Origin of the sequence: Aeromonas sp. 84A (assembly GCF_051919345.1) — a bacterium.
In the GTDB taxonomy this organism is placed as follows: domain Bacteria; phylum Pseudomonadota; class Gammaproteobacteria; order Enterobacterales; family Aeromonadaceae; genus Aeromonas; species Aeromonas veronii.
This window is the reverse complement of record NZ_JBQBEW010000001.1, coordinates 3,276,509-3,301,194: the sequence shown is the minus strand read 5'-3', so window position 1 is coordinate 3,301,194 and position 24,686 is coordinate 3,276,509. Positions and strand designations below refer to the sequence as shown.

Annotated in this window: 24 protein-coding genes; 12 read left to right on the top strand and 12 right to left on the bottom strand. The window is 58.7% G+C overall.

Going from position 1 to position 24,686, the window contains the following annotated elements:
• Positions 1–71: 71 nt before the first annotated feature.
• Entirely contained in the window at positions 72–1,487 is a 1,416-nt protein-coding gene (locus ACTG20_RS14910; RefSeq protein WP_021230656.1) for an aminotransferase-like domain-containing protein, read from the bottom strand.
• A gap of 122 nt (positions 1,488–1,609) precedes the next feature.
• On the opposite strand from ACTG20_RS14910, the gene ACTG20_RS14905 reads away from it, so the two are divergent.
• From ACTG20_RS14905 to ACTG20_RS14870, 8 genes are all read left to right on the top strand, one after another.
• The gene (locus ACTG20_RS14905) at positions 1,610–3,181 is read left to right on the top strand and encodes a cytochrome ubiquinol oxidase subunit I (RefSeq protein ID WP_439987768.1); all 1,572 of its coding nucleotides are present in this window, start codon (positions 1,610–1,612) and stop codon (positions 3,179–3,181) included.
• Complete coding sequence (gene cydB / locus ACTG20_RS14900; protein WP_439987767.1) at positions 3,181–4,320, top strand: cytochrome d ubiquinol oxidase subunit II; 1,140 nt, start codon at positions 3,181–3,183, stop codon at positions 4,318–4,320. The genes ACTG20_RS14905 and cydB overlap by 1 nt, the downstream gene beginning before the upstream one ends.
• Before the next feature lie 16 nt (positions 4,321–4,336).
• The gene (gene cydX, locus ACTG20_RS14895; RefSeq protein WP_005337572.1) at positions 4,337–4,447 is read left to right on the top strand and encodes a cytochrome bd-I oxidase subunit CydX; all 111 of its coding nucleotides are present in this window, start codon (positions 4,337–4,339) and stop codon (positions 4,445–4,447) included.
• Between the two features lie 146 nt (positions 4,448–4,593).
• Entirely contained in the window at positions 4,594–5,553 is a 960-nt protein-coding gene (locus ACTG20_RS14890; protein ID WP_194496686.1) for an MBL fold metallo-hydrolase, read from the top strand.
• Positions 5,546–5,875, top strand: coding sequence for a hypothetical protein (locus ACTG20_RS14885; protein WP_194496685.1), 330 nt, complete (start codon positions 5,546–5,548; stop codon positions 5,873–5,875). Before ACTG20_RS14890 ends, ACTG20_RS14885 begins: the two co-directional genes overlap by 8 nt.
• Positions 5,863–6,720, top strand: a complete 858-nt coding sequence (locus ACTG20_RS14880) for a DUF692 domain-containing protein (protein ID WP_194496684.1) — start codon at positions 5,863–5,865, stop codon at positions 6,718–6,720. Before ACTG20_RS14885 ends, ACTG20_RS14880 begins: the two co-directional genes overlap by 13 nt.
• Positions 6,713–7,507, top strand: coding sequence for an HvfC/BufC family peptide modification chaperone (locus ACTG20_RS14875; protein WP_194496683.1), 795 nt, complete (start codon positions 6,713–6,715; stop codon positions 7,505–7,507). The genes ACTG20_RS14880 and ACTG20_RS14875 overlap by 8 nt, the downstream gene beginning before the upstream one ends.
• Positions 7,504–8,112: an HvfX family Cu-binding RiPP maturation protein gene (locus ACTG20_RS14870; RefSeq protein WP_194496682.1), complete on the top strand. Its 609-nt coding sequence runs from the start codon at positions 7,504–7,506 to the stop codon at positions 8,110–8,112. Before ACTG20_RS14875 ends, ACTG20_RS14870 begins: the two co-directional genes overlap by 4 nt.
• A 113-nt stretch (positions 8,113–8,225) precedes the next feature.
• Here the strand turns inward: ACTG20_RS14870 and ACTG20_RS14865 are convergent, their stop codons facing one another.
• Both ACTG20_RS14865 and ACTG20_RS14860 read right to left on the bottom strand, forming a co-directional pair.
• Entirely contained in the window at positions 8,226–8,897 is a 672-nt protein-coding gene (locus ACTG20_RS14865) for an NAD(P)H-dependent oxidoreductase (RefSeq protein WP_194496681.1), read from the bottom strand.
• 155 nt (positions 8,898–9,052) lie between these two features.
• Entirely contained in the window at positions 9,053–10,231 is a 1,179-nt protein-coding gene (locus tag ACTG20_RS14860; RefSeq protein WP_041208527.1) for an MFS transporter, read from the bottom strand.
• Positions 10,232–10,556: 325 nt separating this feature from the next.
• Between ACTG20_RS14860 and ACTG20_RS14855 the strand changes: the two genes are divergently transcribed.
• A complete protein-coding gene (locus ACTG20_RS14855) occupies positions 10,557–11,567 on the top strand; it encodes an HAD family hydrolase (protein WP_234915363.1) in 1,011 nt (336 codons plus the stop codon).
• A gap of 161 nt (positions 11,568–11,728) precedes the next feature.
• Here the strand turns inward: ACTG20_RS14855 and dkgB are convergent, their stop codons facing one another.
• The 5 genes from dkgB to ACTG20_RS14830 all read right to left on the bottom strand — a co-directional run bounded on the left by dkgB (position 11,729) and on the right by ACTG20_RS14830 (position 15,591).
• Positions 11,729–12,532 (bottom strand): 2,5-didehydrogluconate reductase DkgB, encoded by an 804-nt coding sequence (gene dkgB, locus ACTG20_RS14850; protein WP_194496680.1) that lies wholly within the window; start codon positions 12,530–12,532, stop codon positions 11,729–11,731.
• 65 nt (positions 12,533–12,597) lie between these two features.
• On the bottom strand, positions 12,598–12,894 hold the full coding sequence (locus tag ACTG20_RS14845; RefSeq protein ID WP_194496679.1) for a putative quinol monooxygenase: 297 nt from the start codon (positions 12,892–12,894) through the stop codon (positions 12,598–12,600).
• 152 nt (positions 12,895–13,046) lie between these two features.
• The gene (locus tag ACTG20_RS14840) at positions 13,047–14,696 is read right to left on the bottom strand and encodes a hypothetical protein (protein ID WP_194496678.1); all 1,650 of its coding nucleotides are present in this window, start codon (positions 14,694–14,696) and stop codon (positions 13,047–13,049) included.
• Positions 14,697–14,843: 147 nt separating this feature from the next.
• The gene (locus tag ACTG20_RS14835) at positions 14,844–15,206 is read right to left on the bottom strand and encodes a VOC family protein (protein ID WP_194496677.1); all 363 of its coding nucleotides are present in this window, start codon (positions 15,204–15,206) and stop codon (positions 14,844–14,846) included.
• A complete protein-coding gene (locus ACTG20_RS14830; protein ID WP_194496676.1) occupies positions 15,193–15,591 on the bottom strand; it encodes a DUF6404 family protein in 399 nt (132 codons plus the stop codon). Before ACTG20_RS14830 ends, ACTG20_RS14835 begins: the two co-directional genes overlap by 14 nt.
• A 195-nt stretch (positions 15,592–15,786) precedes the next feature.
• Between ACTG20_RS14830 and ACTG20_RS14825 the strand changes: the two genes are divergently transcribed.
• Positions 15,787–16,689 (top strand): LysR substrate-binding domain-containing protein, encoded by a 903-nt coding sequence (locus ACTG20_RS14825; RefSeq protein ID WP_440008031.1) that lies wholly within the window; start codon positions 15,787–15,789, stop codon positions 16,687–16,689.
• 171 nt (positions 16,690–16,860) lie between these two features.
• On the opposite strand, the gene ACTG20_RS14820 is transcribed toward ACTG20_RS14825, so the two are convergent.
• From ACTG20_RS14820 to ACTG20_RS14805, 4 genes are all read right to left on the bottom strand, one after another.
• On the bottom strand, positions 16,861–17,094 hold the full coding sequence (locus tag ACTG20_RS14820; protein ID WP_019446771.1) for a hypothetical protein: 234 nt from the start codon (positions 17,092–17,094) through the stop codon (positions 16,861–16,863).
• 193 nt (positions 17,095–17,287) lie between these two features.
• On the bottom strand, positions 17,288–19,264 hold the full coding sequence (locus ACTG20_RS14815; RefSeq protein WP_139460739.1) for a methyl-accepting chemotaxis protein: 1,977 nt from the start codon (positions 19,262–19,264) through the stop codon (positions 17,288–17,290).
• A gap of 224 nt (positions 19,265–19,488) precedes the next feature.
• Positions 19,489–20,991, bottom strand: a complete 1,503-nt coding sequence (gene glpK / locus ACTG20_RS14810) for a glycerol kinase GlpK (RefSeq protein ID WP_194496675.1) — start codon at positions 20,989–20,991, stop codon at positions 19,489–19,491.
• Between the two features lie 54 nt (positions 20,992–21,045).
• Positions 21,046–21,894, bottom strand: coding sequence for an MIP/aquaporin family protein (locus ACTG20_RS14805; protein WP_194496674.1), 849 nt, complete (start codon positions 21,892–21,894; stop codon positions 21,046–21,048).
• A 489-nt stretch (positions 21,895–22,383) separates the two neighbouring features.
• On the opposite strand from ACTG20_RS14805, the gene glpT reads away from it, so the two are divergent.
• Together glpT and ACTG20_RS14795 are read left to right on the top strand one after the other, a co-directional pair.
• The gene (glpT, locus tag ACTG20_RS14800) at positions 22,384–23,742 is read left to right on the top strand and encodes a glycerol-3-phosphate transporter (protein ID WP_194496673.1); all 1,359 of its coding nucleotides are present in this window, start codon (positions 22,384–22,386) and stop codon (positions 23,740–23,742) included.
• Positions 23,743–23,844: 102 nt separating this feature from the next.
• Positions 23,845–24,603: a DeoR/GlpR family transcriptional regulator gene (locus ACTG20_RS14795; protein WP_005347045.1), complete on the top strand. Its 759-nt coding sequence runs from the start codon at positions 23,845–23,847 to the stop codon at positions 24,601–24,603.
• Positions 24,604–24,686: the final 83 nt, after the last annotated feature.

The following is a 24,686-nucleotide window of genomic DNA, read 5'->3' as shown; positions in this document are numbered from 1 at the left end:
GGCGCGTCACTCCCCAACTACAAAGGCCCGTTACGGGCCTTTGTTCGTTTCGTCAGCGGCTCTTTGCCTCGTTACTTTTCGCCGAGTTGTGCGGCAATCAGCGCGGCCAGTCGGGTGAGGGCCTGCTCCAGCTGCTCGCTCCAGGGATGGGAGCTATTGAGGCGCAAGCAGTGGTTGTGTTGCCCCTGACTGGAAAAGAGAGCGCCGGGGGCTACTGAAAAACCACTGCCCAGAGCCTTGGCGTGCAGGGCGCGGCTGTCGAAATGGGCAGGCAGCGCCAGCCAGAGAAAGTAGCCGCCATCGGGGGAGGAGATCCGCACCTCGTCCGGCAACAGCCGTTGCAGGGCCGCCCGCATCTGCTGCTGGCGCTGGGCCAGGGTGTGGCGCAGGCGGCGAAAGTGGGCATCAACCCCGCCCTGGCGCAGCATCTCGGCCAGCGCCAGCTGGCTCGGCACATTGGTGGAGAGGGTGGACATCAGTTGCAGCCGCTGCACCCGCTCGGCATGGGGCCCCGCCACCACCCAGCCGACCCGAAAGCCCGGCGCCAGACATTTGGAGAAGGAGCTGCAGAGCAGGCTGTCGCCACGCTGATCCCAGTGGCGGATCGGCTTGGGGCGCTCGCGGCCAAAGTAGACCTCGGCATAGACGTCATCCTCCACCAGCGGCACCCCGTGGCTGTTGAGCAGTGCCATCAGCCCCTGTTTGTGTGCATCGGGCATGGTGTGGCCGAGCGGGTGCTGCACATTGCCCATCAGCCAGCACGCCTTGACCGGAATGCGGGTGAGGGCGTCGGCCAGCAGGTCGAGATCGATGCCTACCCCCGGAATGACCGGGATCTCCACCGCCTTGAGTTTCAGCCGCTCGATGGCCTGCAGGGCGCCATAGAAGGTGGGGGACTCCACCACCACCCAGTCACCGGGCTCGGTCAGCACCTGCAGACTGAGGGAGAGCGCCTCCATGGCGCCTGTGGTGATGATGATCTCCTGCGGATTGACCGCCACACCGTCGCTGGCGTAGCGCTGGGCGATGGCGCGGCGCAGCGCTTCGTTGCCGGGGGGCAGGTCGGCCACCGTGCTGAAGGGATCGAGCTTGCGCATGCAGCTGGCCAGCGCCCGCCCGAGCTGGGGATGGGGGAACAGGGTCGGGTCTGCTACCGACATGCCAAGGGGCACCAGATCCCGCGATTTGCTCGCCTGCAACACCTCGAACACCAGATCGTTGATATCCACCGAGCCGCTGTAGTGGGTCTGGCTCGGCGTGTGCTGCACGACCTGTGGTGAGGCGGCTTTGACGTAGTAGCCGGACTGGGGGCGGGCGAGGATCCGCCCCTGACTTTCCAGCAGTTGATAGGCCTGCAACACCGTCATGGGGCTGAGCCCGTGGGTCTTGCAGCTCTGGCGAATGGAGGGGATGCGCTCCCCCGGTTGCCAGATACCATCGTCGATCTGGCTTTGCAGGCGGTCGGCCAACTGCTGGTAAAGGGACATGATCTGGATCAACTGTTATAGGTGTAATTCAATATGACTGCATCTGTTATAGGTGTCATGCTCCGTGATGTACTTGTCACGCACGAAACGTGCAAGGCAAATACAACAAAAGAGAGTGACGCATGATCAATCCGGATGACGTGGTCAGCCTGTCTCGCCTGCAATTTGGCGCCACGGCCCTGTTCCACTTCCTGTTTGTGCCCCTCACGCTGGGGCTGTCCTGGATCCTGGTGATCGCCGAGTCGGCTTATGTGATGACCGGCAAGGTGATCTATCAGGACATCACCCGCTTCTGGGGCAAACTGTTTGGCATCAACTTCGTCATGGGGGTCACCACGGGGATCACCATGGAGTTTCAGTTCGGCACCAACTGGGCTTACTACTCCCACTATGTGGGGGACATCTTCGGTACTCCGCTGGCCATCGAGGGGCTGATGGCCTTCTTCCTCGAATCGACCCTGGTGGGGCTCTTCTTCTTCGGCTGGGACAAGCTCTCTCGCGGCAAGCACCTGCTGGTGACCATGCTGGTGGCGCTCGGCTCCAACCTCTCCGCGCTCTGGATCCTGATCGGCAACGGCTGGATGCAAAACCCGGTGGGGGCCGAGTTCAACCTGCTGACCCAGCGCATGGAGCTGGTGGATATTGCCGCCGTGCTGTTCAACCCGGTGGCGCAGGTGAAGTTCGTTCACACCGTCGCGGCGGGCTATGTGGCCGCCTCCATGTTTGTGATGGGGGTGAGCAGTTGGTATCTGCTGCGCAAAACCGAGGTGCAGTTTGCCCTGCGCTCATTCGCTATTGCCTCCGGCTTTGGGCTGGCAGCCATTCTCTCGGTCATTGTGCTCGGGGATGAGTCTGGCTATCGCACCGGCGAGGTGCAGAAGGTGAAGCTTGCCGCCATCGAGGCGGAGTGGCACACCGAGCCGGCGCCCGCTTCCTTTACCCTGTTCGGCTTTCCGGATCAGCAGGGGGAGACCACCCACGCCGCCATCAAGATCCCGTATCTGATGGGGATCATCGCCACCCGCTCCCTCGATGAGGCGGTGACCGGCATCAAGGATCTCAAGGTGCAGCACGAGGCGCGCATTCGCAGCGGCATGGTGGCGTCCGGTGCGCTCGAAGAGATCCGCGCCGGCAACGACTCGGCCGAAAACCGGGCGCTGTTTGCCAAACACGGCAAGGATCTCGGCTACGGTCTGCTGCTCACCCCCTATGCCAGCAATATCGCCAAGGCGGGGGAGGCAGAGATTGCCAAGGCGGTGGAGGACTCCATCCCGCAGGTGGCGCCGCTCTTCTTCGGTTTTCGTCTGATGGTGGGGCTGGGCGTCGTGATGCTGGGGCTGATGGTGGTGAGCTTTGTCCAGCTCTGCCGCAACCGGCTGCAAGACTCGCCACGGCTGCTCAAGACCCTGCTTTGGAGCATTCCGCTGCCCTGGATCGCCATCGAGGCGGGCTGGTTTGTGGCCGAGTTTGGTCGCCAGCCCTGGACTATCAGCGACGTGCTGCCGGTGTCGACCTCGGTCTCCCTGCTCACTCCGGGCCAGCTCTGGTTCAGCCTTATCGCCATCTGTTCCATCTACACCCTGTTGCTGGTGGTGGAGCTCTTCCTGCTGCGCCGGGTGATCCGCAAGGGGCCCGCCATTCTCCATACCGGCCGCTACAGCAGTGAACAACCCGAACTTGCGAGGATCGCCTGATGGATTACGCAACCCTGAAACTCATCTGGTGGGCACTGCTGCTCTTCATGATGGTCGGCTTTATCGTGATGGATGGCTTCGATCTCGGCATCGCCATGCTGCTGCCGGTGGTCTCGCAGGATGACGACGACCGGCGACTGGTGATCAACAGCGTGGGGCCGGTGTGGGAGGGCAATCAGGTGTGGCTGATTGCCGGTGCCGGCGCCCTGTTTGCCGCCTGGCCGCTGGTCTATGCCGCCGCCTTCTCGGTGCTCTACATCCCCATGGTGGTGCTGCTGCTCGGCCTGTTTCTGCGCCCGGTTGGCTTTGACTACCGCAGCAAGCTGACCGACCCGATGTGGCGCCGCTGGTGGGATCGGGCGCTGGTGGCGGGGGGCCTGATACCGACCCTGATCCTCGGCGCCGCCATCGGTCTGGTGGTGCAGGGCTTGCCGTTTCGCTTCGACACGGCGCTGCGTCTGCACTACGGCGCATTCGACTTCCACTGGGGCTGGCTGCTCTCGGTACTGGCCACCGCCATCGCCTTGCTGCTGCTGCACGGCGCCAGCTTCTTGCAGGCCAAGGTCACGGGGACGCCTGCGGTGCGCGCACGGGGCATCGCCATTCTGCTGGCCCCGCTGGTGAGCCTCTGCTACTTGCTGGCCGGCTGGCATCTGGTGGATCTGCAAGGGTTTCAGCTGACCGGTGTCGGCACACAACCCTTTGACCCGAATGTCGCCATCAGCCCGCTGATGAAAGGGGTGATCCCCCACGCCGGAGGCTGGCTGCGCAACTACTTTGACTATCCGCTGCTGTGGCTGGTGCCGATCATCGGGACGCTGGCGCCGCTGGTGAGCGGGATTGCCTCCTGGCTGGAGCGGGGCCGGATTGCGCTGCTGGCCAGCGCGATCGCCTGCGCCGCCATGCTCTGCGCGGTGGCCATCGCCCTGTTCCCCTTCGTGTTGCCTTCATCCCTCGATGCGGTCAGCAGCCTGACCCTGTGGGACAGCACCTCCAGCTACAAGACCCTGGCCATCATGTTCGGCCTCGTGCTGGTGCTGATGCCGGTCAACCTGGGCTACACCGGCTGGGTCTATCGAGTGGTGCGTGGCAAGCTCGACCGTGCCCGCATCAAGCGCGACAGCCATCAACTCTACTGACCTCAAGGGATCTGCTATGTGGTACTTCACCTGGATTTTGGGCCTCGGATTCGCCCTGCTGCTGGGCCTGTGCAACCTGCTCTGGCTGGAAGCACGCTGGCAGGCCGATGAAAGGGACGGTAACTGACGGCGGGGTTCGCGCCCCGCCACGGCCGGTGGTTGGCGTTCACACGTCGCCATCGGCCCCTCTCTCCTCCTCTTTAAACGACACAAACGACACAAACGACACAAACGACACACTTTCAACCGACAACCAACCGACAGGTAATTGTGATGAAACAGAGATTGAAAGCGGTGGCGCTGGCCATCGGCTGCGCGCTCACCGTCGCCCCGGCCTGTGCCGAGCCGGTACAACTGACACCACTGGATAAAACCTTCACCCTGCAGGTGCTCGGCAGTGGTGGCCCCATCTCCGACGATCTGCGCGCCTCCTCCAGCGAGGTGATCTGGTGGAAGGGGAAATCCCGCATCCTGATCGATGCCGGTGGCGGCGTCTACCTGCGCTTCGGCCAGGCGGGGGCCAAGCTCGAAGAGGTCGATTTTATCGGCATCACCCACTTCCACACCGACCATGTGACCGACCTGCCCGCCCTGCTCAAGGGGGCCTACTTCTTCGAACGCAGCGATCCGCTGGATCTGGCGGGGCCAGAGGCCGGCTCGGCCTTTCCCAGCATGAGCGGCTACTTTGATGCCCTCTTCAACAAGGACAAGGGCGCCTATGCCTACCTGAGCGGCTTCAAGGATGGCACCGATGGCCTCTTCCCCATCACCTTGCACGATGTGCCCTACCAGAGTCCGCAGCCCCACACCGTCTATCAGCAGGATGGGCTGACCATCACCGCGCTCGGCATCCCCCACGGTGACGTGCCCTGTCTGGCCTATCGTATCGAGAGCGCCGAGGGGACCATCGTTATCTCGGCAGATCAGAACGGCAGCAACCCGGCCTTTGTGCCGTTTGCCAAGGGGGCCGACATTCTGGTGATGCCGCTCGCCATCCACGAAGGGGCCGATCCGGTCTCCGCCTCGCTCCATGCCAAGCCATCTGTGGTGGCCAAAATTGCCGCCGAGGTGAACCCCAAGTTGCTGGTGCTCAACCACTGGATGGGGGTCGGCCTCAATCACAAGAAAGAGGCGATGGCCATCGTCAAACAGCAGTTCCACGGCCAGATCGTGGCCGCCCGCGATCTCTCCAGCTACCCCGTTTCATCCGTCAAGGAGTCCACCCATGAGTAACTCAAGCAGCAACAAAACCACCGGCAAACTGACCCTCTCCATCGCCATGACCAGCCTGATTGCCCTGACACCGGGGCTGGCGCTGGCGGCCACCCCGGGCGATGCGCCGGTCAAGGCCGCCCCCAGCGAACAGCACGGCGGCAAGTGCGCGGCGGGCAAGTGTGGCACCGAGAAGCGCTTTGAAAAGCATGTCCTCGACAGCGATCCGCAGGGGCGGCTGGTGCGCGCCCGCGATGGCAAGTGTGGCGTGGCGGGCGAGGGGATTGATGGCGACAGATCCAGCAACGGCAGCAAGATGACGGAGGGGGTATGCGGCCAATAAGCTCCCGCAGTCGGGGGATCGGGCTGCGTCAGGAGCATCTGGATGCGCTCTGCGTTGGCCCCGTCCGCCCCGGCATCGACTTTCTCGAACTGGCGCCGGAGAACTGGATGGCCATCGGCGGCGCCAGGCGGGCGCAGCTGCATCAGCTGGCCGAGCGTTACCCACTGGTGGCCCACGGTCTCAGCCTCTCCCTCGGCGATTGTCAGCCCCTCAATCGCACTTTGCTCAGCCAGATCCGCACCTTTCTGGACGAGTTCGGCATCGAGATCTACAGCGAGCACCTGAGCTTTTCCCGCGACCAGCAGGGGTATCTTTACGAGCTTTTACCGGTGCCGCGCCAGTGGGAGAACATCCCCTATCTGGCCGAGCGGATCGCGCAGGTGCAGGATGCGCTGGCCCGCCCGCTGGTGCTGGAAAATATCTCCTACTACCACGGCTATGACCACGAGATGCTGGAGGAGGATTTTCTCGCCGAGCTGGTGGCACGCAGCGGCTGCGAGCTGCTGCTCGATATCAACAACGTCTTTGTGAACAGCCGCAACCACGGTTACTGCCCCAAGCGGATGATCGCCGGGCTGCCGGGCAATGCGATCCGCTATTTCCATATCGCCGGTCATCTGGAAGAGGTGGACGGCACTTTATTGGATACCCATGGCAAACCGGTGTGCGAGGAGGTGGTGGCGCTGGCCCGTTATACGGTGCAGACCCATGGCCTGCGTCCCCTGTTGCTGGAGCGGGATCACCATCTGCCACCGCTGGCAGAGCTGGAGGCCGAGCTGGCGCGGGTGCACGGCGCCTGTTGCGAGGCGATCGACAGTCAGGTGCGGGAGGTGCGCTATGGATAGACGGTTATCCCTGATCACTGCGCCTAAAACGGCACCGCAGCGGATGCAGCAGCAGACCGCCTGGCTGGCGAGCCGGGTGCGGCTGCCGCAGGATGGCATCGCCAGCCACTATGCCCGCAGCGTGCGCGCCAATGTGGAGTCGGTGCTGGAGAGCGCTTTTCCGCTCACCCACGCTCACTGGGCACCGGTGGACAGGTGGCAACTGGTGGAGGGCTTTGTCATCGCGCACGGCGCCGAGGCCCCCGAGTTTCACCATATCGCCACCGAGTTTGTCCGCTATGTGCAGCATCGCCACAGTGAAGGCTCTCTCAACTGGCCCAGGCAGCGGTTGGCGCTGCTGGAGTACGAGTGGGCCTGCCTCTGTGTCGAGATTGATGAAGGGGTGGTGCCGCAAGTTATGGCGGGGGAGGAGGTGACTGCGGAGAGTCCGCTCGGGCTCAATCCCACCCTGCAACTGCTTGAACTCCCCTTCGCCATTCGTCGCAGCGGCGTGGTGCCGACCCGGCAGGGCAACCACTTCTATGGCCTGTTTCGCAGCCCGGATCATCAGGTGGTGACCCAGCGCTTGCGTGAATGGGACGTGGCGCTGATCCAGCTGCTGCAACAGCAGCCGGGGATCACCCAAGCCGGGTTCCAACAACAGGTACAACAGGTTCGCAGCGACTTTGATCTGACCAGGTGGGCACGCCATTTTCACCGGCTGGGTCTGCTGACCTTGTCCGTTGGCGAGCGCCAGTTTGGCGCGCCCTTGCCCTCATCTAGCAAACACCAAGGAGAATTCCCATGAACAACACTCTTATCCAGTGGTACGAGCGGGCGGTGGCCCAGTGCAAGCGGCTCGATTTTCTGGCCCTGCTGGCCATTCGCCTCTATCTCATTCCGGTCATCTATGTGGGGGCCCACTCCAAGGTGATGGGCTTTGCCGGCACGGTCGCCTGGTTTGGGGCCCCGGTCTCGGAAGGGGGGCTCAACCTGCCGTTCCCGACCCTGCTCGCCTTTCTGGCGGCGGGCACCGAGGTACTGGGTTGCATCTGCATCGCCCTTGGCCTCTTTACCCGCATCATGGCCATTCCCACCATCTTCCTGATGAGCGTGGCGAGCGCCATGGTGCACTGGAAGCACGGCTGGGACGCCATCGCCACCGGCAGCATGGAGGCCACTGTGCGCCTCAACGGCTTTATCGAGTGGCTGGCGGCGAACTTCCCCGGTCGCTACAACTACATCACTGAGCTCGGGGATCCCGTGATGCTCAACAACGGGATGGAGTTTGCCGCTACCTACTTTGTGATGCTGCTGGTGCTGCTGGTTTACGGCGGGGGCCGCTACGTCAGCCTCGACTACTGGCTCAAGCGGGCGGTGACCGGCAAAGCAGGCGTGCAACAGGCGGTATAAGGCTTGCCCACGGATAACAAAAACCATAACGACAGAGCGTGAAAAACAGCGAGCGGCCGGGGGCCGCTCGCTGTTTTTGTGCTGTGTGGGGAGAGTATCAGCTGCGTCAGCCGCTACTGGTAGCGGCCGACTGCGATGGGGGACTCCTGCTCAATCTGGCCAAGGCGCTCGGCCCACTGGGCGAGCCAGGCTTCCCGCTCTTCTTGCGAGACCCGCACCGGGGCATAGCAGATATGGGGGCGCAGCACATCGAAGCCGACAAATTGCAGGATCCCGCGCTGGATGGGGCGCAGCACCCCGTCGATATCGCCGTTGAAGCCGTCGGGCAGATAGGTCTCGGTAGGGCCGCCGGTGGTGAGGCTCAGCAACGCCCGCTTGCCGCGAAACTTGCCGCTCTCGTAGATATGACCCTGACCGTAGACCCGTCCCATGGCAAAGACCCGATCCACCCACCCCTTGAGGATGGCGGGCAGGCCAAACCACCAGAGCGGGAACTGGAAGATCAGCAGATCGGCCGCCTCCAGCTTTTGCATCTCCTGCTCCAGCTGCGGGGCAAAGCTGTCCTGCTCGGTGGCAGCCAGCTCTTCAAGCTGCAGCTTGAGAAAATCGGGATCGCTGGCGGCGGTGAAGTTGCGCCGATCCGAGACGGGATCAAAGCCCATGGCATAGAGATCGCTGGTCATCACTGTGTGGCCCGCCTGCTCCAGCGCCCTGATGGCGTGGCAGAAGAGGGCACCGTTGAAACTTTTGGGTTCGGGATGGGCATAGACGATAAGCACCTTCATAACAGACTCCGTGGCAAATGATGCGAGGGTGACAGGCTTGGTTGCTGAAACAGTTGCTGAAATGGTTGCCGGGTTAACTCTGTGTCACAGCATAGAAGCCTGCCGCGCCGATTGCAGCAGGCGCCACGCTCTTGCGTGACGCCTGCTGGCGCAGCTTATGCCTGACAGGCGGCGAGCCGGACGGCTTCGCGGCGCTCGCTGACATGTGTCAGCCCGTAGGCAAGCAGCACGATAAGGGCGCCGATCCAGGGGGTGTGCATCAGGCCGAGGTGCTCTACCACCAAGCCACCGACGACGGAGCCCAGCGCGATGCCAACGTTGAAGGCCGCGATATTGAGGCCCGATGCCACATCCACCGCCTTGGGAGTGTGCAGTTCGGCCTGCTTCACCACCAGTACTTGCAGACCCGGCACGTTACCGAAGGCAAAGGCGCCCCACACCAGCACGGTGAGCACGGCCAGCACCGGATGGGGGGCGGTGAAGGTGAGGGCCAGCAGCACCAATGCGAGACCTGCAAACAGCAGCTTGAGGGCGGGCAGAGGGCCCATCTTGTCGGCCAGCTTGCCACCCCAGATATTGCCGACGGCAACCGATACCCCGTAGACCAGCAGGATCAGGCTCACCGCACCGGCGCTAAAGCCGCTCACCTGCTGCAGAATGGGGGCGAGGAAGGTAAAAGCCGTGAAGGCGCCGCCATAACCGAGGGCGGTTTTGGCGTAGACCAGCAGCAGCGGCTTCTTGGTCAGTACCGAGAGTTGCTCGCGGATGGTCGAGGCCGCCCCCTTGGGCAGGTTGTTCGGGATCAGCAGCAGGCTACCCACCATGGCGACGAGGCCGAGCAGGCTTACCACCAGAAAGGTTTCCCGCCAGCCAAAGACCTGACCAATCCAGGTGCCGAGCGGTACGCCGGTCACCAGCGCCACGGTAAGGCCGCTGAACATGATGGCGATGGCGCTCGCCGCCTTCTCTTTGGCGACCAAGCCGGTTGCGATGGTGCTGCCCACCGAGAAGAAGACCCCATGGGCCAGCCCGGTGAGGATGCGGGCCACGATCAGGCTCTCGTAACCGGGGGCCTGCCAGGCCAGCAGGTTGCCGGCGGTAAAGAGCGCCATCAGCCCCACCAGCAGCCACTTGCGCGGCACCTTGCCGGTGAGCGCCGTGAGCACGGGGGCGCCGATGGCCACCCCAAGGGCATAGAGACTGACCAGCAGGCCCGCCGAGGGGAGCGAGACATTGAGCTGCTCGGCGATGGTGGGGATAAGCCCCACAATCACAAATTCGGTGGTGCCGATCGCAAAGGCACTCAGGGTAAGGGCAAATAACGCCAGTGGCATAACAACTCCTTGGTTTGGGACTCCCGACGGGAGAATGGCGCCAGTATGCCGATGGGTTTTGTTGGCAAAAATGACGGTGACATCAAATTACTTTTGCCAAATCAGCAGCAATGGCGATGGGGAGGAGGGGATTGTGTTGCCCGCGGCGTGAGCGCAACGCAGTGATCTGCCTCGCAGAACGGGATGACCGCTGCTCCTTTTCTGAGCTTGCTTAAGCTCCAGTACAAGCTGGCAGCCATAGGATTTTTCCTATGAAACCCATGTGCGCCGGTGCTGTGATGGCCGTGCGCTTTCATCTACAGGCAATATCCAGCTGACAGGTAACATGATGACATTGAACCGACTCTCCTCTCTTTTGCTGCTGTGCGGCGCCTTTGCGGTACAGGCTGGCCAGAGCGATCCCCTCTCTGCCTGGAATGACACGGCGGCCAAGCAGGAGATCACCCGCTGGGTAACCAATGCCACCGATCAGCAGCAGGCCACTTTTATTCCGCCAGAGAAGCGCCATGTGGTGTTTGACAATGACGGCACCCTCTGGCCGGAAGCGCCCATGACCTATCAGCTGCAGTTTGCGATGGACGAGATCAAGCGCCTGGCGCCGGAACACCCGGAGTGGAAGGCCGACCCCATCGTCACGGCAGTGCTGAACAACGACCTCAAGGCCGTGGCCAAATCGGGGGAGAAGGGGCTCGCCAAGCTGGTGGGACTGACCCACAGCGGCATGACCACCACCGAGTTTGCCGAGCGGGTCACTCGCTGGGTCAACAGCAGTAAGGATCCCCGTTTTGGCTGCCACTACGATCAGCTCGGTTATCTGCCGATGAAGCAGCTGCTGGGGTATCTGCGGGATAATGGCTTCCAGACCTGGATTGTCTCCGGCGGCGGCGTCGATTTTATGCGGGTGATGTCCGAGCAGATGTATGGCATCCCGCCCCAGCAGGTGATTGGCTCCTTTACCCTCGGCGAGTTTGCCCTGACCGGGGAGGGCAGCGAGATCCGCAAGACCATGAACGGCGCCTATTTCGATGACAGCAAGGCGAAACCGGCCGCCATTCACCTCTTTATGGGGCAGCGTCCGGTCGGCGCCTTTGGTAACAGCGATGGCGACGTGCCCATGCTGCAATACACCTCGACCAACCCGGATTACCACACTTTTGGTTTGTTGGTGCACCACACCGATGCCAAGCGCGAATACGCCTACGACAGCCATCCGCCAGCCAGCGGCAAGCTGATCGACGGGCTGGCACAGGCAAAAGCGCGGGGCTGGGTGGTGGTCGATATGAAATCAGACTGGAATCAGGTATTCGATCCCGCCCTTTGCCAGAACGCGCCCTGATTGCGGGGCTGCATCTGGCATCAATGTGGCGGCTGGACGTTCAGCAAGCGCTGCAAAGCGTGAGGCAAGAAAAGAGACAGGGAGAGCATGATGCTCTCCCTGTTATATCTGGCTTGCTGGCGAGCCAGCTTTTCTTTCGCGTTAGTCTCACGCCTTTCGCGTCAGTCCCATGCAGGGGCAAAGTCGGGATTGGCGCAGCGCTCGCCCCTATCCAGCGTGGCGATGGCGGCCATCTCCTCGCTGCTCAAGGTGATATCGAGAGCGGCCAGATTGGCGGCCTGATTCTCCCGCTTGGTGGAGCTCGGGATCACTGTCATCTCCTGCGCCAGCAGCCAGGCCAGCGACACCTGCGCCGCCGATACCCCGTGGCGCTTGCCAATCTCCATCAAGAGCGGCTCGGCGAGCACCTTGCCATAGGCGAGCGGCATATAGGCGGTGACGGCGATACCCTGGGCTTTGCAGAACTCGACCACCTTGCGGTTTTGCAGCAGGGGATGAACCTCGATCTGCTGGTGAGCGATGGCCCCCGGCCCCAAAATCTCTATAGCCTGTTTGAGCTGGGCCACGGTGAAGTTGGAGACCCCGATCTCCCGGGTCAGGCCCCGGGCCTTGGCCTCGGCCAGCTGCTCCAGATAGACTGCCATCGGCACCTCATCCTTGGGGGAGGGCCAGTGGATCAGCGCCAGATCCAGATAGTCGGTGCCCAGTTTTTCGAGGCTCACCTCAAGGCTCGGGATCAGCTTGCCCGGGCCAAACTCGCTGGTCCACACCTTGGTGGTCAGGTAGGTCTCGTGGCGAGCAACAGTGCTGCGGGTCAGCACGGCACCGACCTCGGCTTCATTGTCATAGATCTGTGCTGTATCGATATGGCGATAGCCCAGCTCCAGACCGTTGGTCAGGGTGGCAAGCAGCGGCTCGCCCTTCAGGCGGAAGGTGCCCAGACCCATGGGTGGCATATTGATCATCTCGTTCCTCAATGGGGTGGTGGTTGGCCCTTGATGGGCTGAACAGAAACAGGCTCTAGGGCCAGTCAGGCGCCCAGTGGCTGATAGCGGCGAATGGTGCTGCTGGCAAACCAGGGCTTGGCCTTGGCGACAAATTCGGTAAAGTGGGGTTGGCCCTGATGGGCGGTGAGGGCGGCGTTACTCTCCCACACCTCGTAGAGCATCCAGCTGTGTGGATTGTCCAAGTCCTGATGCAACTGATAGCGCTGGCAGCCCGCCTCTTGCAAGGTGGCCGCAATCAGCGGCTCAAGGGCGGTGCGAAACTGGGCGGCGAATTCGGGTTTGGCTTCAAGCTGGGCAATCACAATCACGGGTGATGACATCTGAACCTCCTTGGCAAAAACGAAGGGTCAGTATGCCTGCCGTGACTGGCTGGAAACAGAGTTAATGGCGCAGCAGTGAATTGAGACATAAGCAATAATCAGTAATTGATATTTTAATAACTAGGTTTTGTTTTGGGGGAATGGAATTGCTATTATTCCATGAGAGCATTACTTATAAACGCCTCAAAATCCTTAAGTTCATATATCAAACAGTGATCTATTTTATTGAAACAGTAACTGAGTGTGCGCACATATTCATTGTGATGTTTGTTATGTACTCCATTTCTCAATATGGACAACATAAGAACTTTATTTAAATTATTTAGCAATGGTTCATGTTTTGTATCTGCAAGGTATCGACAAACAATCTCAAGAATATATATTTTAAACTTTTCTGTGATATTGGATGAGTTTATAACCATGTACACGATACTACCAAGAGCTAGTGCCGTGCTCTTCATAATGGAGCCATTATCATGAGATAAATCCTGGTTCTTTATATATAGCTGTGATTTATCTGCTAGATATTCTGACTCCTCTAACCATCGAAGCATAATGGTAATTATATTATAAATCGTATAATGGTATGGTGTTGGCCATTCGGCCTCAAGGTCTACATTTGCCGATGGATTTAGTTTGCTTAAAATTAGTTTTGTGAATGATACAAAATAAAATAACCACATATGCCAGCGGACATTATTATGTATAGATTCCATTATCATAATGTCAAAAAAATGCATAGAGCTATAGATAGGGCATTTGAATCTTTGGTGATCTACATATGTACCTAAAGAGCGATTAAATCTAGAGGATATTTCTGTGCCATTCTCAATATAGAAACATACTTTATCTCCAATTGGTTTGTAAATGGAAAATTTCTTGGCAATATTTATATCCCCAAGGAAAAAATAAAGAAACTTATTGTTGTCAGAAATATAATATCTATGGCCATGAGTTAAATTTTGAGTGTTTTCTAATTCATAGTAGTAAATACTATTAGGGTTTTCTATTAGGCATGATATAAATCCACTGATAAAATCTCTTGTAAATGAATTTTCATATTTTATTATATCTATTCCTAAGTATGGTTGTGCAATTGAAATGTAATTTACGAAGCCATAATTGCTTACCAACCTGCGAAGTATATTGGCGGCCACCTCTGGTTTTTTATCATCGTGGACTAATTTTTCATAAATATTAACCATTAGTTTGTTTGATAATGATGGCTCATCACAGGTTTTTCCCTCTAAAAGTAAAGTATGAAAATTAGAACGTGGTTTTATTTTTCCTGCAATGGAGTTTCTTAAGCTTCTGCTGCCACTAATCTCGATAATACTTCGTATATGTTTTTTAACTAACAGAGTTAATTCACTATATTTATTTTCTAGTAAAAGCGTTTCAAATAGTTCATATGCGGTATCTATATTTGAACGTGTAACCTTTGCTGACTTTATTCTAATGAAAATATAGACGCTAAGGGATAAGAACATAAGGTATATGGTGTTTGATTCATTGAAACCATATTTCCAAGGGCCTAGGTAAATATAAAGCCCCAAGGATTCAAGTACAGGGAGGTATATGATGTAATGAACTGCCAATAAAGTCAGCGCAATAATAACTCTATCAAAAATTGAAAATCTAAGAACTAAATCCAATCTTTTCTCTACAGGAAATGTTGCATACACAGCAACAGCAAGACCTATAATAGTGATTATCCCATAAGGGTCCAATTTATAACCTCTCAATATAGAAATAGTATTAAATAAAGTTAAAAAATATTCTTGCCATATCAATGCGAACACTATGGTAAATCATTTTCTCTCCCATTTGGCTATTGCAAGATCACAAAACAGGTGTTCTGTCAGGAATATTTTGGTTGCATAAAGAGATACTGGTTTACTCCAGGTGTGGCTAGAGGGGCGGATATTTTGCTATTCCCCCTCCTGCCGTCAGATGCTGGCCGGCTCCGACCAGACCGCAAATTCATTGCCGCTGGGCTCGACAAAGTGAAAGCGGCGGCCACCGGGGAAGTCGAAAAGAGGGCGGTTGATGGAGCCACCGTGTTGGCTCACCTTGGCTTGAGTCGCTTCAATATCGGCGCTGTAGAACACCAGCAGGGCGCCGCCCTGCGCACTCTGGCTGCACAGATCGGCGCGATAGAAGCCGCCATCCAGCCCTTCTCCCTCGAAGGCGCAATAATCGGGGCCGTAATCGGCAAATTGCCAGCCGAAAGCGGCCTGAAAGAAGGCCTTGGTGACGGCAAGATCTCTGGCTGCAAACTCCACATAGTTCAGTTTTTCATGGGCTTTCATTCAGTTCGTCTCCCTCATCATCAGCATCGGTGGGCTCAGCAAGTTGCTCCCACGGGGTCAGTTTAAGCTGCTTGCGCCGCAGCCAGAGCCAAGATGCCATAGTCAGGCCGAAGAATCCCGCAAACAGGGCTGTTTGGCGCAGGGCAAATAGCGGATCTATCCCCATGGGGTGCCAGCTGAAAAACCACATCGCCATGCCCCAGACAAGACCAATGCCGACCCCGAATACCAGAACGTTGGTTAACCAGCCCTCATAGTGAGGCGGTTTGACGGGATAACCGAACCTGCGCAGCAGCCTGCACAGCGGGGGATTGTAGTTGGCATGCCAGACCCCTTTGTTAGCCAGCTCCTGATGGGCGGCGGCCAGCCGCTCTTCAAATGTCATGGTATTGATCCTTGTGAAATAAGTGGTGCCATACGGTGCTTTTCTGGCTGCATTGTACTGACAAATCGCGAGCATGATGTGGGCTCGCGGTCACGTTCTTTCTCTGTAGAAAAAAAGAACTCTCCTCACCGCACGCTTGCCAATCCACAGTAGCTACGCCTATAAAGGCCCATTACTCTTGTCCGGATAACAGCAATGAAGACCCATTCTGATGAACTGACCCTGTTTGTGGCGGTGGTGGAGGCGGGCAGTTTTCGCCAGGCGGCGGAGAACCTCGGCATGGACAACTCGGTGGTGAGTCGCGGCATCAAGCGGCTGGAGGAGAAGCTCTCCACCGTGCTGCTCAATCGCACCACCCGCCGGGTCAGCCTGACCGAGGAGGGGAGCTGGTTCTATCAGCGGGCGGTGAAGATCCTGACCGAGATGAGCGAGGCGGAGGGGCATCTGCTGATGCGCCGGGAACAACCCGAAGGGGTGTTAAGAGTCGATGCCGCCACCCCCTTTATCCTGCACCGGCTGGTGCCGCTCATCGGCGAGTTTCGCCGCCGCTACCCCGCTATCGAGCTACAGCTGCACAGCTCGGAGGGTTTTATCAATCTGATGGAGCGGCGGGTGGACATGGCCATCCGCATCGGCGAGCTGACCGACTCCTCCCTGCGCGCGCTGCCCCTTGGCCGTTCGCGGCTGCGGCTGCTGGCCTCTCCCGCTTTTTTGAGCGAGCGCGGCACCCCACGCCAACCGGCGGATCTGCTGAGCGGTCACGAGCTGCTCGGCTTTTTGCATCCCGATCACCTCAACCACTGGCCGCTGCTCAGTGCCGAGCAGGGGGATCGCTTTGCCATCACCCCCAGCCTGCGTGCCAGCAGCGGTGAAACCTTGCGTCAGCTGGCGCTGGCGGGTCAGGGGATTGTCTGTCTGTCAGATTTCATGACCGGGCCGGATCGGGAGAGCGGCGCGCTGGTGGAGGTGCTGGCCCGCAGCAACAGCGGCGCCTCGCGCCCCATCAATGCGGTCTTCTACTCCGATGCCCAGCGGGATATCCGGCTACGGGTCTGGCTCGACTTTCTTAAAGAGCAGCTTGGCAGCCATACCCTTTAGTGCAGGTTGGTTTGTGCGGTTTGTTTGAACGGTTCGTCGCTGCGGTTTGCTTGGCGAAGAACAAGCCGCGCCTTCGTTGCGGCCAATCAGCATGAGCCAGGTGGCAGATAAACAGACGGCCGACTTGAGGGTCGGCCGCCGGTTCGGGAAGGTGTGTGAGCTGAAACGCAGTTAGCGGGGCAGTTTGCCCCATACCCGGCTGAGCAGGGCGCCGCCGATCACCGGCGGAATGGCCAGCAGCAGGGTCCACTGCCAGGAGAGGCCGCCGACGGTGGCGGCAAGTACGATGCAGGTGAGCACCACCAGCTGGGCCACCATCATCAGGAAGGTGCCTTCGCGGGGGGTCAGTGTCTCTTTTTGAGTGGCGACGTGAGCTACGGGCGCTTGATTGGTGGTCGGTTTCATGGCGATATCCCTCTGTTGAGCCTGATATCACTAAGCAATGGCTGTTCCACATTTTTTCATGTTAATTATCAATGGCTTGCTGTCTTGTTCGTTATTCCCGTTTCGAGAGGGCAGGCAAAATGATTTGCAAAATGAAAACGCCACCCTGCGGTGGCGTTTTGGTTATTGAGAGGGAGAGGGGGAAGCGCCGGGCCTAGCCAATCCGGTATTGGCGGATCTGCTCGTCGATGGCCTTGGCCAGTTCGAACAGTTCGCGGCTGGCGGCATTACTCTCCTGCGCGTGTTCCCGCTGGTGTTCGGCCACCATGGCCAACTCATCGAGCGCCGTTCTGGCTTGCCCCATTTGTTGATTCTGCGCCTGCGCCAGCGCACTGATCTCGTTGATCTCGAGGGCGGTCTGGTTGATCTGGCTGGTGGCATCAACCAGCACCTCTCTGGCCTGATTCATCCGGTTGTATCCCTCTTCGCTCAGGTTGCGGGAGTCTGCCATCGAGCTGCTGGCCTGCCGCGTTCCCTCCTGCAGGCGCAAGATGAGATCCTGCACATCCTTGGTGGCGGTCTGGGTACGCACCGCCAGTTGGCGTACCTCGTCGGCCACTACTGCAAAACCCCGTCCCATATCCCCCGCCCGGGCCGCTTCGATGGCCGCATTGAGGGCCAGCAGGTTGGTCTGGTTCGAGACATCGCGGATGAGGTTCATGATCTGGGTGATGTTGTTGCTGTCTTTCACTACCTCATCGAGCAGGGCCGAGGAGCTGCCGATGCTGCTGCGCAAGGTGTCGAGTTGCGCGGCGCTCTGGGTCACATCCTGCTCGATGCTGAGCATATGGTTGGCGATGCGTTGGGTCACGTCGTTGACCCCTTCAGAGCGGCTGGCGATCTGCTCGGCGTTGTCGCCGATGGTGGTGACCACAGTGGTCAGCTCCTGAATGCTCTGGGCCTGCTGGCACGCTTCTCCTGCCAGTGCCTGGGCCTGCTGCATGGATTGGGACGACTGCGCGGAGAGGGCGCTGCCTGACTGCTGGAAGCGGGAGAAGCTCTGGTTCAGGCTCTGGATCAGCTGATTGAAACTCTGGGCCATCATGCCCAGTTCCGACTCGTCAGAGAAGTCGAGGCGGGTCGCCAGATCCCGATCGGCGGTGATGTGATGCATGCCATCGGCTGCCTGACGAATGGGGCGACTGATGGAGTGAGCCAGCCAGGCGGATGCCAGCATGGCGATCCCGCCGATGGCGAGCGAGACCATGATGATGAGCTGGCGGGATTCCTGCAGGCCCTCTTCCAGCTCGGCGCTGTTGATCTCGCCAATCAGCAGCCGGTTGAGGGTGGGGATGTAACGCACCGCGATGAGGTAGGTTTGCCCCTCCAGTGTTAGCGCCTCTACGGCCACCTGTTCCCGGGCATTGGGAATAAGCCGCTTGACGGTATCGAGGAAGGATTGCTGGTGGTGGGCGGCGCCTTCCACCTCCTGCTCGGGGTGGATCTCGATATTGCCCTCCATGTCCGCCAGATAGACCTGACCGCTCTTGCCGATCCGGTAGCCGCTGATGAGTTTGCTCAGGGCGCTCATGTCGATGGAGGTGCCTGCCACTGCCAGGGTCTTGCCCTCGTGGGTGACGGCGGTGTTGATATAGAGGGAGGCGCGCTTGTCAAAATCCGAGATGTCGAGGTTCAGCTCATAGGGTTTGCTGCGTTTGAGAAAGCCGAAAAACCACCCATCTTTCGGATCTGATTCGCTCAGCGATTTCTGGGCGGTGGGGCCGCCGCTGAAGTTGATCAGGGTGCTGCTCTGGCGGGGTGCGATAAAGACGTTGCCGCCGATCCGCCGTTGCAGATCCTGAAAGTAGCGCTCCATGGCGGGCCACTCTTGCTCTGGCATGCCTGCGGTCAGCCAGTCGATGACAAAACGGTTGCTGGCCAGCGCCTGCGCCTCGGTCAGGTGCTGGATAAGCTGCGCTGTCAGCTGGTTGGCAATGCGATCCACGCTGCTTGGCAGCTCGTAGCGTTCGACCCGCTGCTGGGCCTGACTGTGGGATATCTGCTCGAGGATCAAGGTGATGCAGCTGATGGCGATGGCCATCAGTATCGCCACGCCAGCGAGGATCCGGGTGCGGATCCCGAGCCCTGACCAGAGTGAGTGCAGTGTAAAACGGTGTATCGCCCTCTCCATATCGCTCTCCTCATAAATAAGGTCGCATATGCGACCCAGATGATGATTATAGATAGAGAACTCAATTGCGTTGTGACGGATGGTAACAACAGAGGACGGCAGAAAAAGGGAGGGAGCAATGAGCGGGAAGGGGGCTGATACCGGCAAGGGAAAGCATAAAAAGAGAGGCCGACATTGCGGTCGGCCTCTCTGGTGTTTATCTCAACGGAATGTCGGGTGCCCGATCAATCCTCTTCAGCCCAACGGCGTGAACGCTCAACCGCTTTCTGCCAGCCGCTGTAACGTTTGGCGCGATCGTCTCTGTCCATTTGCGGGATGAACTCGCGGTCCACGCTGAATTTGTCTTCCAGCTCGTCCGAGCTCTTCCAGAAGCCGACTGCCAGACCAGCCAGGAAGGCGGCGCCCATGGCGGTAGTCTCGATGCGGGTCGGACGTACCACCGGGGTGTGCATCATGTCAGCCTGGAACTGCATCAGGAAGTCGTTGGCTACGGCGCCGCCGTCTACTTTCAGCGCTGCCAGCTTGATGCCGGAGTCCTGCTGCATCGCATCCAGCACATCGCGGCTCTGGTAGGCGATGGATTCCAGCGCAGCGCGGATGATGTGGTTGCGGTTGGCGCCACGGGTAAGGCCGACCATGGTGCCGCGAGCATACGGATCCCAGTAGGGTGCGCCCAGACCAACGAAGGCCGGTACAAGATAGACGCAGTTGGTATCGCCCACTTTGGAGGCAAAGTAGTCGGTGTCGCGGGCATCGTGAATGATCTTCAGTTCGTCACGCAGCCACTGGATGGTAGCGCCGCCCATAAACACCGCACCTTCCAGCGCGTAGTTCACTTCCCCTTTCGGGCCGATGGCGACCGTGGTCAGCAGGCCGTTACTGGAGCGAACCGGCTCGGTACCTGTGTTCATCAGCATGAAGCAGCCGGTGCCGTAGGTGTTCTTGGCCATCCCTTTTTCGAAGCAGAGCTGGCCGAACAGGGCTGACTGCTGGTCACCGGCGATACCGGCGATAGGGATGCGGGAGCCGCCGCCACGGGTGGTGTAGCCATACACCTCGGAAGAGGGTTTCACTTCCGGCAGCATGGACATGGGGATGCCCAGCTCGTCCAGCATGCGCTGATCCCACTTCAGGTCGCGGATGTTGTAGAGCATGGTACGGGAGGCGTTGGTCGGGTCGGTGACGTGCACTTCACCGTTGGTCATCTTCCAGACCAGCCAGGTGTCGATGGTGCCGAACAGCAGCTCGCCGTTCATCGCCTTCTCGCGGGCACCTTCCACGTTGTCGAGGATCCACTTCACCTTGGTACCGGAGAAGTAGGCGTCCAGCACCAGACCGGTGTTTTCACGTACGTACTCTTCCAGACCGCGTGCTTTCAGCTCTTCACAGATGGCTGCGGTGCGGCGGCACTGCCAGACGATGGCGTTGTAGATGGGTTTGCCGGTGGCCTTTTCCCACACGACAGTGGTTTCACGCTGGTTGGTGATACCGATGGCGGCGATCTCTTCACTGCGAAGGCCAGTCTTGGCCAGCACTTCGGTGAAGACGGAGGATTGGGTTGCCCAGATCTCCATCGGGTCGTGCTCTACCCAGCCCGCTTTCGGGTAGTGCTGGGTGAATTCGCGCTGGGAGGTACCGACAATGTTGGCATCCTGATCAAACACGATGGCGCGGGAAGAGGTGGTTCCCTGGTCCAGAGCGACGACATATTTCTTTTCAGCAGACATGATGTTCTCCACGTTTCTATTTTCCACGTTTTTATACGTTGGAGGGGGCCGCTCTTATGCGGCAGCCTCTTCTTTGGCGGTTTGGGTCGCTTGCTCGGTGGTGACGACACGGTTGCCCGGGACGCAGGGAGCCAGCACTTTGACATACAGAGCGGTACCAATCTGGGCGCCAACGATGGGGCCAAGGATCGGAACCCAGAAGTAGGGGTTGTCACGACCACCGGTCAGGGCAACATCACCCCAGCCAGCAAAGAACGCGAACAGTTTCGGACCAAAGTCACGGGCCGGGTTCATGGCAAAACCGGTTAACGGACCAAGGGAGGCACCGATCACCGCGATCAGGATACCGATCAGCAGAGCGGCGGCGAAACCTTTGGGGGCGCCGTTGTTGTTGTCACCCAGCGCCATGATGCCCAGCATCAGGACGGCGGTGATCACCAACTCGACGGCAAAAGCTTGCATATTGGTCAGCAGGGCATTGGGGTAGGTGGAGAAGATCCCGGCGGTGCCGAGGCTCTCGACGCTGCCGCGCACCACGTTATGGGTCACTTCCCACTGGGTGAAAAGGTTACCATAAAGGAAGTAGACAAGGGCTGCGAAGCAGAAGGCACCGGCCATCTGGGCGATGATGTAGGGTACCACTTTGCGCTTGTCGAAACCGCAGAAGGTCATCAGCGCCAGGGTTACAGCCGGGTTCAGGTGAGCACCTGAAATGCCGCCGGTCACATAGATGGCGATGGCCACACCCAGACCCCAGGTAATGGAGATTTCCCACTGCCCGAAGTTGGCGCCTGCCAGCACCAGTGCAGCCACACATCCGACGCCGAAAAATATCAGCAGGCCGGTTCCGATAAACTCGGCGATGCACTCGCCAAGCAGGGTATGGGGTCTTTGTATGCTCATACTTTTGTTCCTTATATCCACCCGTAGAGGTTTGATGTTCCGTTTTATCTTTTTGTGTCTATCCGTTGCTGCCGAAAACGTTTCCTTGTTGTTTTTGCGTCTTGCGCAAACGTTATGCTCGTTTGCGCTCGTTATCGGTCGTGACAGAAAATAACCCTTCCCAATAATTTCACCATCCCCCCTCCATAGGAAATGTGGACAAGATCCCACTCATTGCTAAGAAAATGTGACGTAAAGCATCTTGATAACCGCCACTTACCACTTAGGAGGTAGCTTGCAACCCTTGCCACACAAGGGCTGGCGCTTGCTGAGTGATCTCTCATTTGGAGCTTTTATTTGTAATAAAACTGCAATATTTGAGCATGCATCACAGATTAAATGAGCGCATATGAGCACAATAGGCTCGCTTACGAATCAGCGGACTCACATGGTTCGTCGGAATGGTCAGGGCATCCTCAACCGCCCATAACAACAATAAGGAAGCAGAACATGCTTAGTCTCTTCAGGCCTGCGGCGCACATCGACAGGCTCCCGGCTGACAAGGTCGACCCCTTCTACAAACGCATGCGTTGGCAGGTGTTTTTCGGGATCTTCTTCGGTTACGCCGGCTACTATCTGGTACGGAAAAACTTCAGTCTGGCGATGCCCTATCTGGTCGAGCAGGGCTTCTCCCGTGGTGATCTCGGTTTCGCGCTCTCCGGGGTCTCCATCGCTTACGGTTTGTCCAAGTTCCTGATGGGGAACGTCTCTGACCGTTCCAACGCCCGTTACTTCCTCTCCGCCGGTCTGCTGCTCTCGGCTGCCATCATGTTCATGATGGGTACCATGCACTGGGCCACCTCCAGCATTGCCATCATGTTTGTGCTGTTGTTCCTGAACGGTTGGGCACAGGGCATGGGCTGGCCGCCCTGCGGTCGCACCATGGTGCACTGGTGGTCACAGAAAGAGCGCGGCGAAGTGGTTGCGGTCTGGAACGTGGCGCACAACGTGGGTGGCGGCATGATTGGCCCGCTGTTTATCCTCGGGATGGGCTGGTTCAACGACTGGCGCAGCGCCTTCTATGTGCCTGCGGCAGCGGCGGCCGCCATCGCGGTGATCGCCTTCTTCGTGATGCGTGATACCCCGCAATCGGTCGGTCTGCCTCCCATCGAGGAGTACAAGAACGACTATCCGAAGGATTACAACGAGAGCCACGAGCAGGAGTTCTCCGCCAAGGAGATCTTCGTCAAGTACGTGCTGCACAACAAACTGCTGTGGTACATCGCGATCGCCAACGCTTTCGTTTACCTCATTCGTTACGGTGTGCTGGACTGGGCGCCAACCTACCTGAAAGAGGCCAAGCACTTCACCGTCGACAACTCCTCCTGGGCTTACTTCCTCTACGAGTGGGCCGGTATTCCGGGCACCCTGCTGTGTGGCTGGATCTCTGACAAGATGTTCCAGGGCCGCCGTGCACCGGCCGGTATCCTGTTCATGGTGCTGGTGACCCTGGCTGTGCTGGTTTATTGGTTCAACCCGGCCGGCAACCCGACCATCGACATGATGGCGCTGGTGGCAATCGGCTTCCTTATCTACGGCCCTGTCATGCTGATCGGCCTCTATGCTCTTGAGCTGGCACCGAAGAAAGCAGCCGGTACTGCGGCAGGTTTCACCGGTCTGTTCGGTTATCTGGGCGGCGCCGTGGCAGCCAACGCCATGCTGGGTTATACCGTTGACCACTTCGGTTGGGATGGCGGCTTCATGGTGTTGACCGTCTCCTGCGTGCTCTCCATCATTCTGCTGGCGATGACCCTCAAGCATGAGAACATTGCCGTTGCGGCCAAGAAAGCGGCTGCCCATAAGGCATAAAACGTGATCCTCAGCTTATTGATCCCAAAGGGGATCAGGTAAACTGCCAAAAGGCCCCGCATCTGCCGGGGCCTTTTTTTGTCTCATCATCGGAGTGCAAGCGTGAAGCAAACCCAACGACATCTGGAGATCCTGGACGTCCTGACGCGGCAGGGATTTGTCTCGACCGACGATCTGGTGACCCACTTTGACGTCAGCCCCCAGACCATTCGCCGGGATCTGAACGATCTCGCCGAACAGAACAAGATCCGGCGCCATCATGGCGGTGCCTCCCTGCATTCGAGTACCGTCAATACCGCCTACAGCGCCCGTAAAGTGATGCAACTCAAGGAGAAAGAGCGCATCGCCCGCGAGGTCGCGGCCAATATTCCCGACGGCTCATCGCTCTTTATCGACATAGGCACCACCACCGAAGCCATTGCCCGCGCCCTGCTCGATCACCGCGAGCTGCGCATCGTCACCAACAACCTCAACGTGGCCAGCATTCTGACGGCCAAGGATGACTTCACCGTCATCATTGCCGGCGGCGAGATCCGCAACCGCGATGGCGGCATCGTGGGGGAGGCGACCCGCGACTTTATCGGTCAGTTTCGCATGGACTATGGTGTCATCGGGATTTCGGGGATCGACAACGACGGCTCCCTGCTCGATTTCGACTATCACGAGGTGAAGATTGCCCAGGCCATCATCGCCCACTCCCGTCAGGTCTTTCTGGCCGCTGACCACACCAAGTTCGGTCGCAATGCCATGGTCAATCTGGGCAATCTCAGCCAGATCCACGCCCTCTTTACCGATCAGGAGCCACCGGAAAAGCTGACGCGATTGATGGCGCAACACCAGATCGCCTGCCACATCTGCTGACGGCGAAACACGCCAAGGCTGTGCCGGTCGCCCGTCAGGGCGGCCTCCTTTCTCTTTTTATCCCCCATCTCTGCACCCATCTC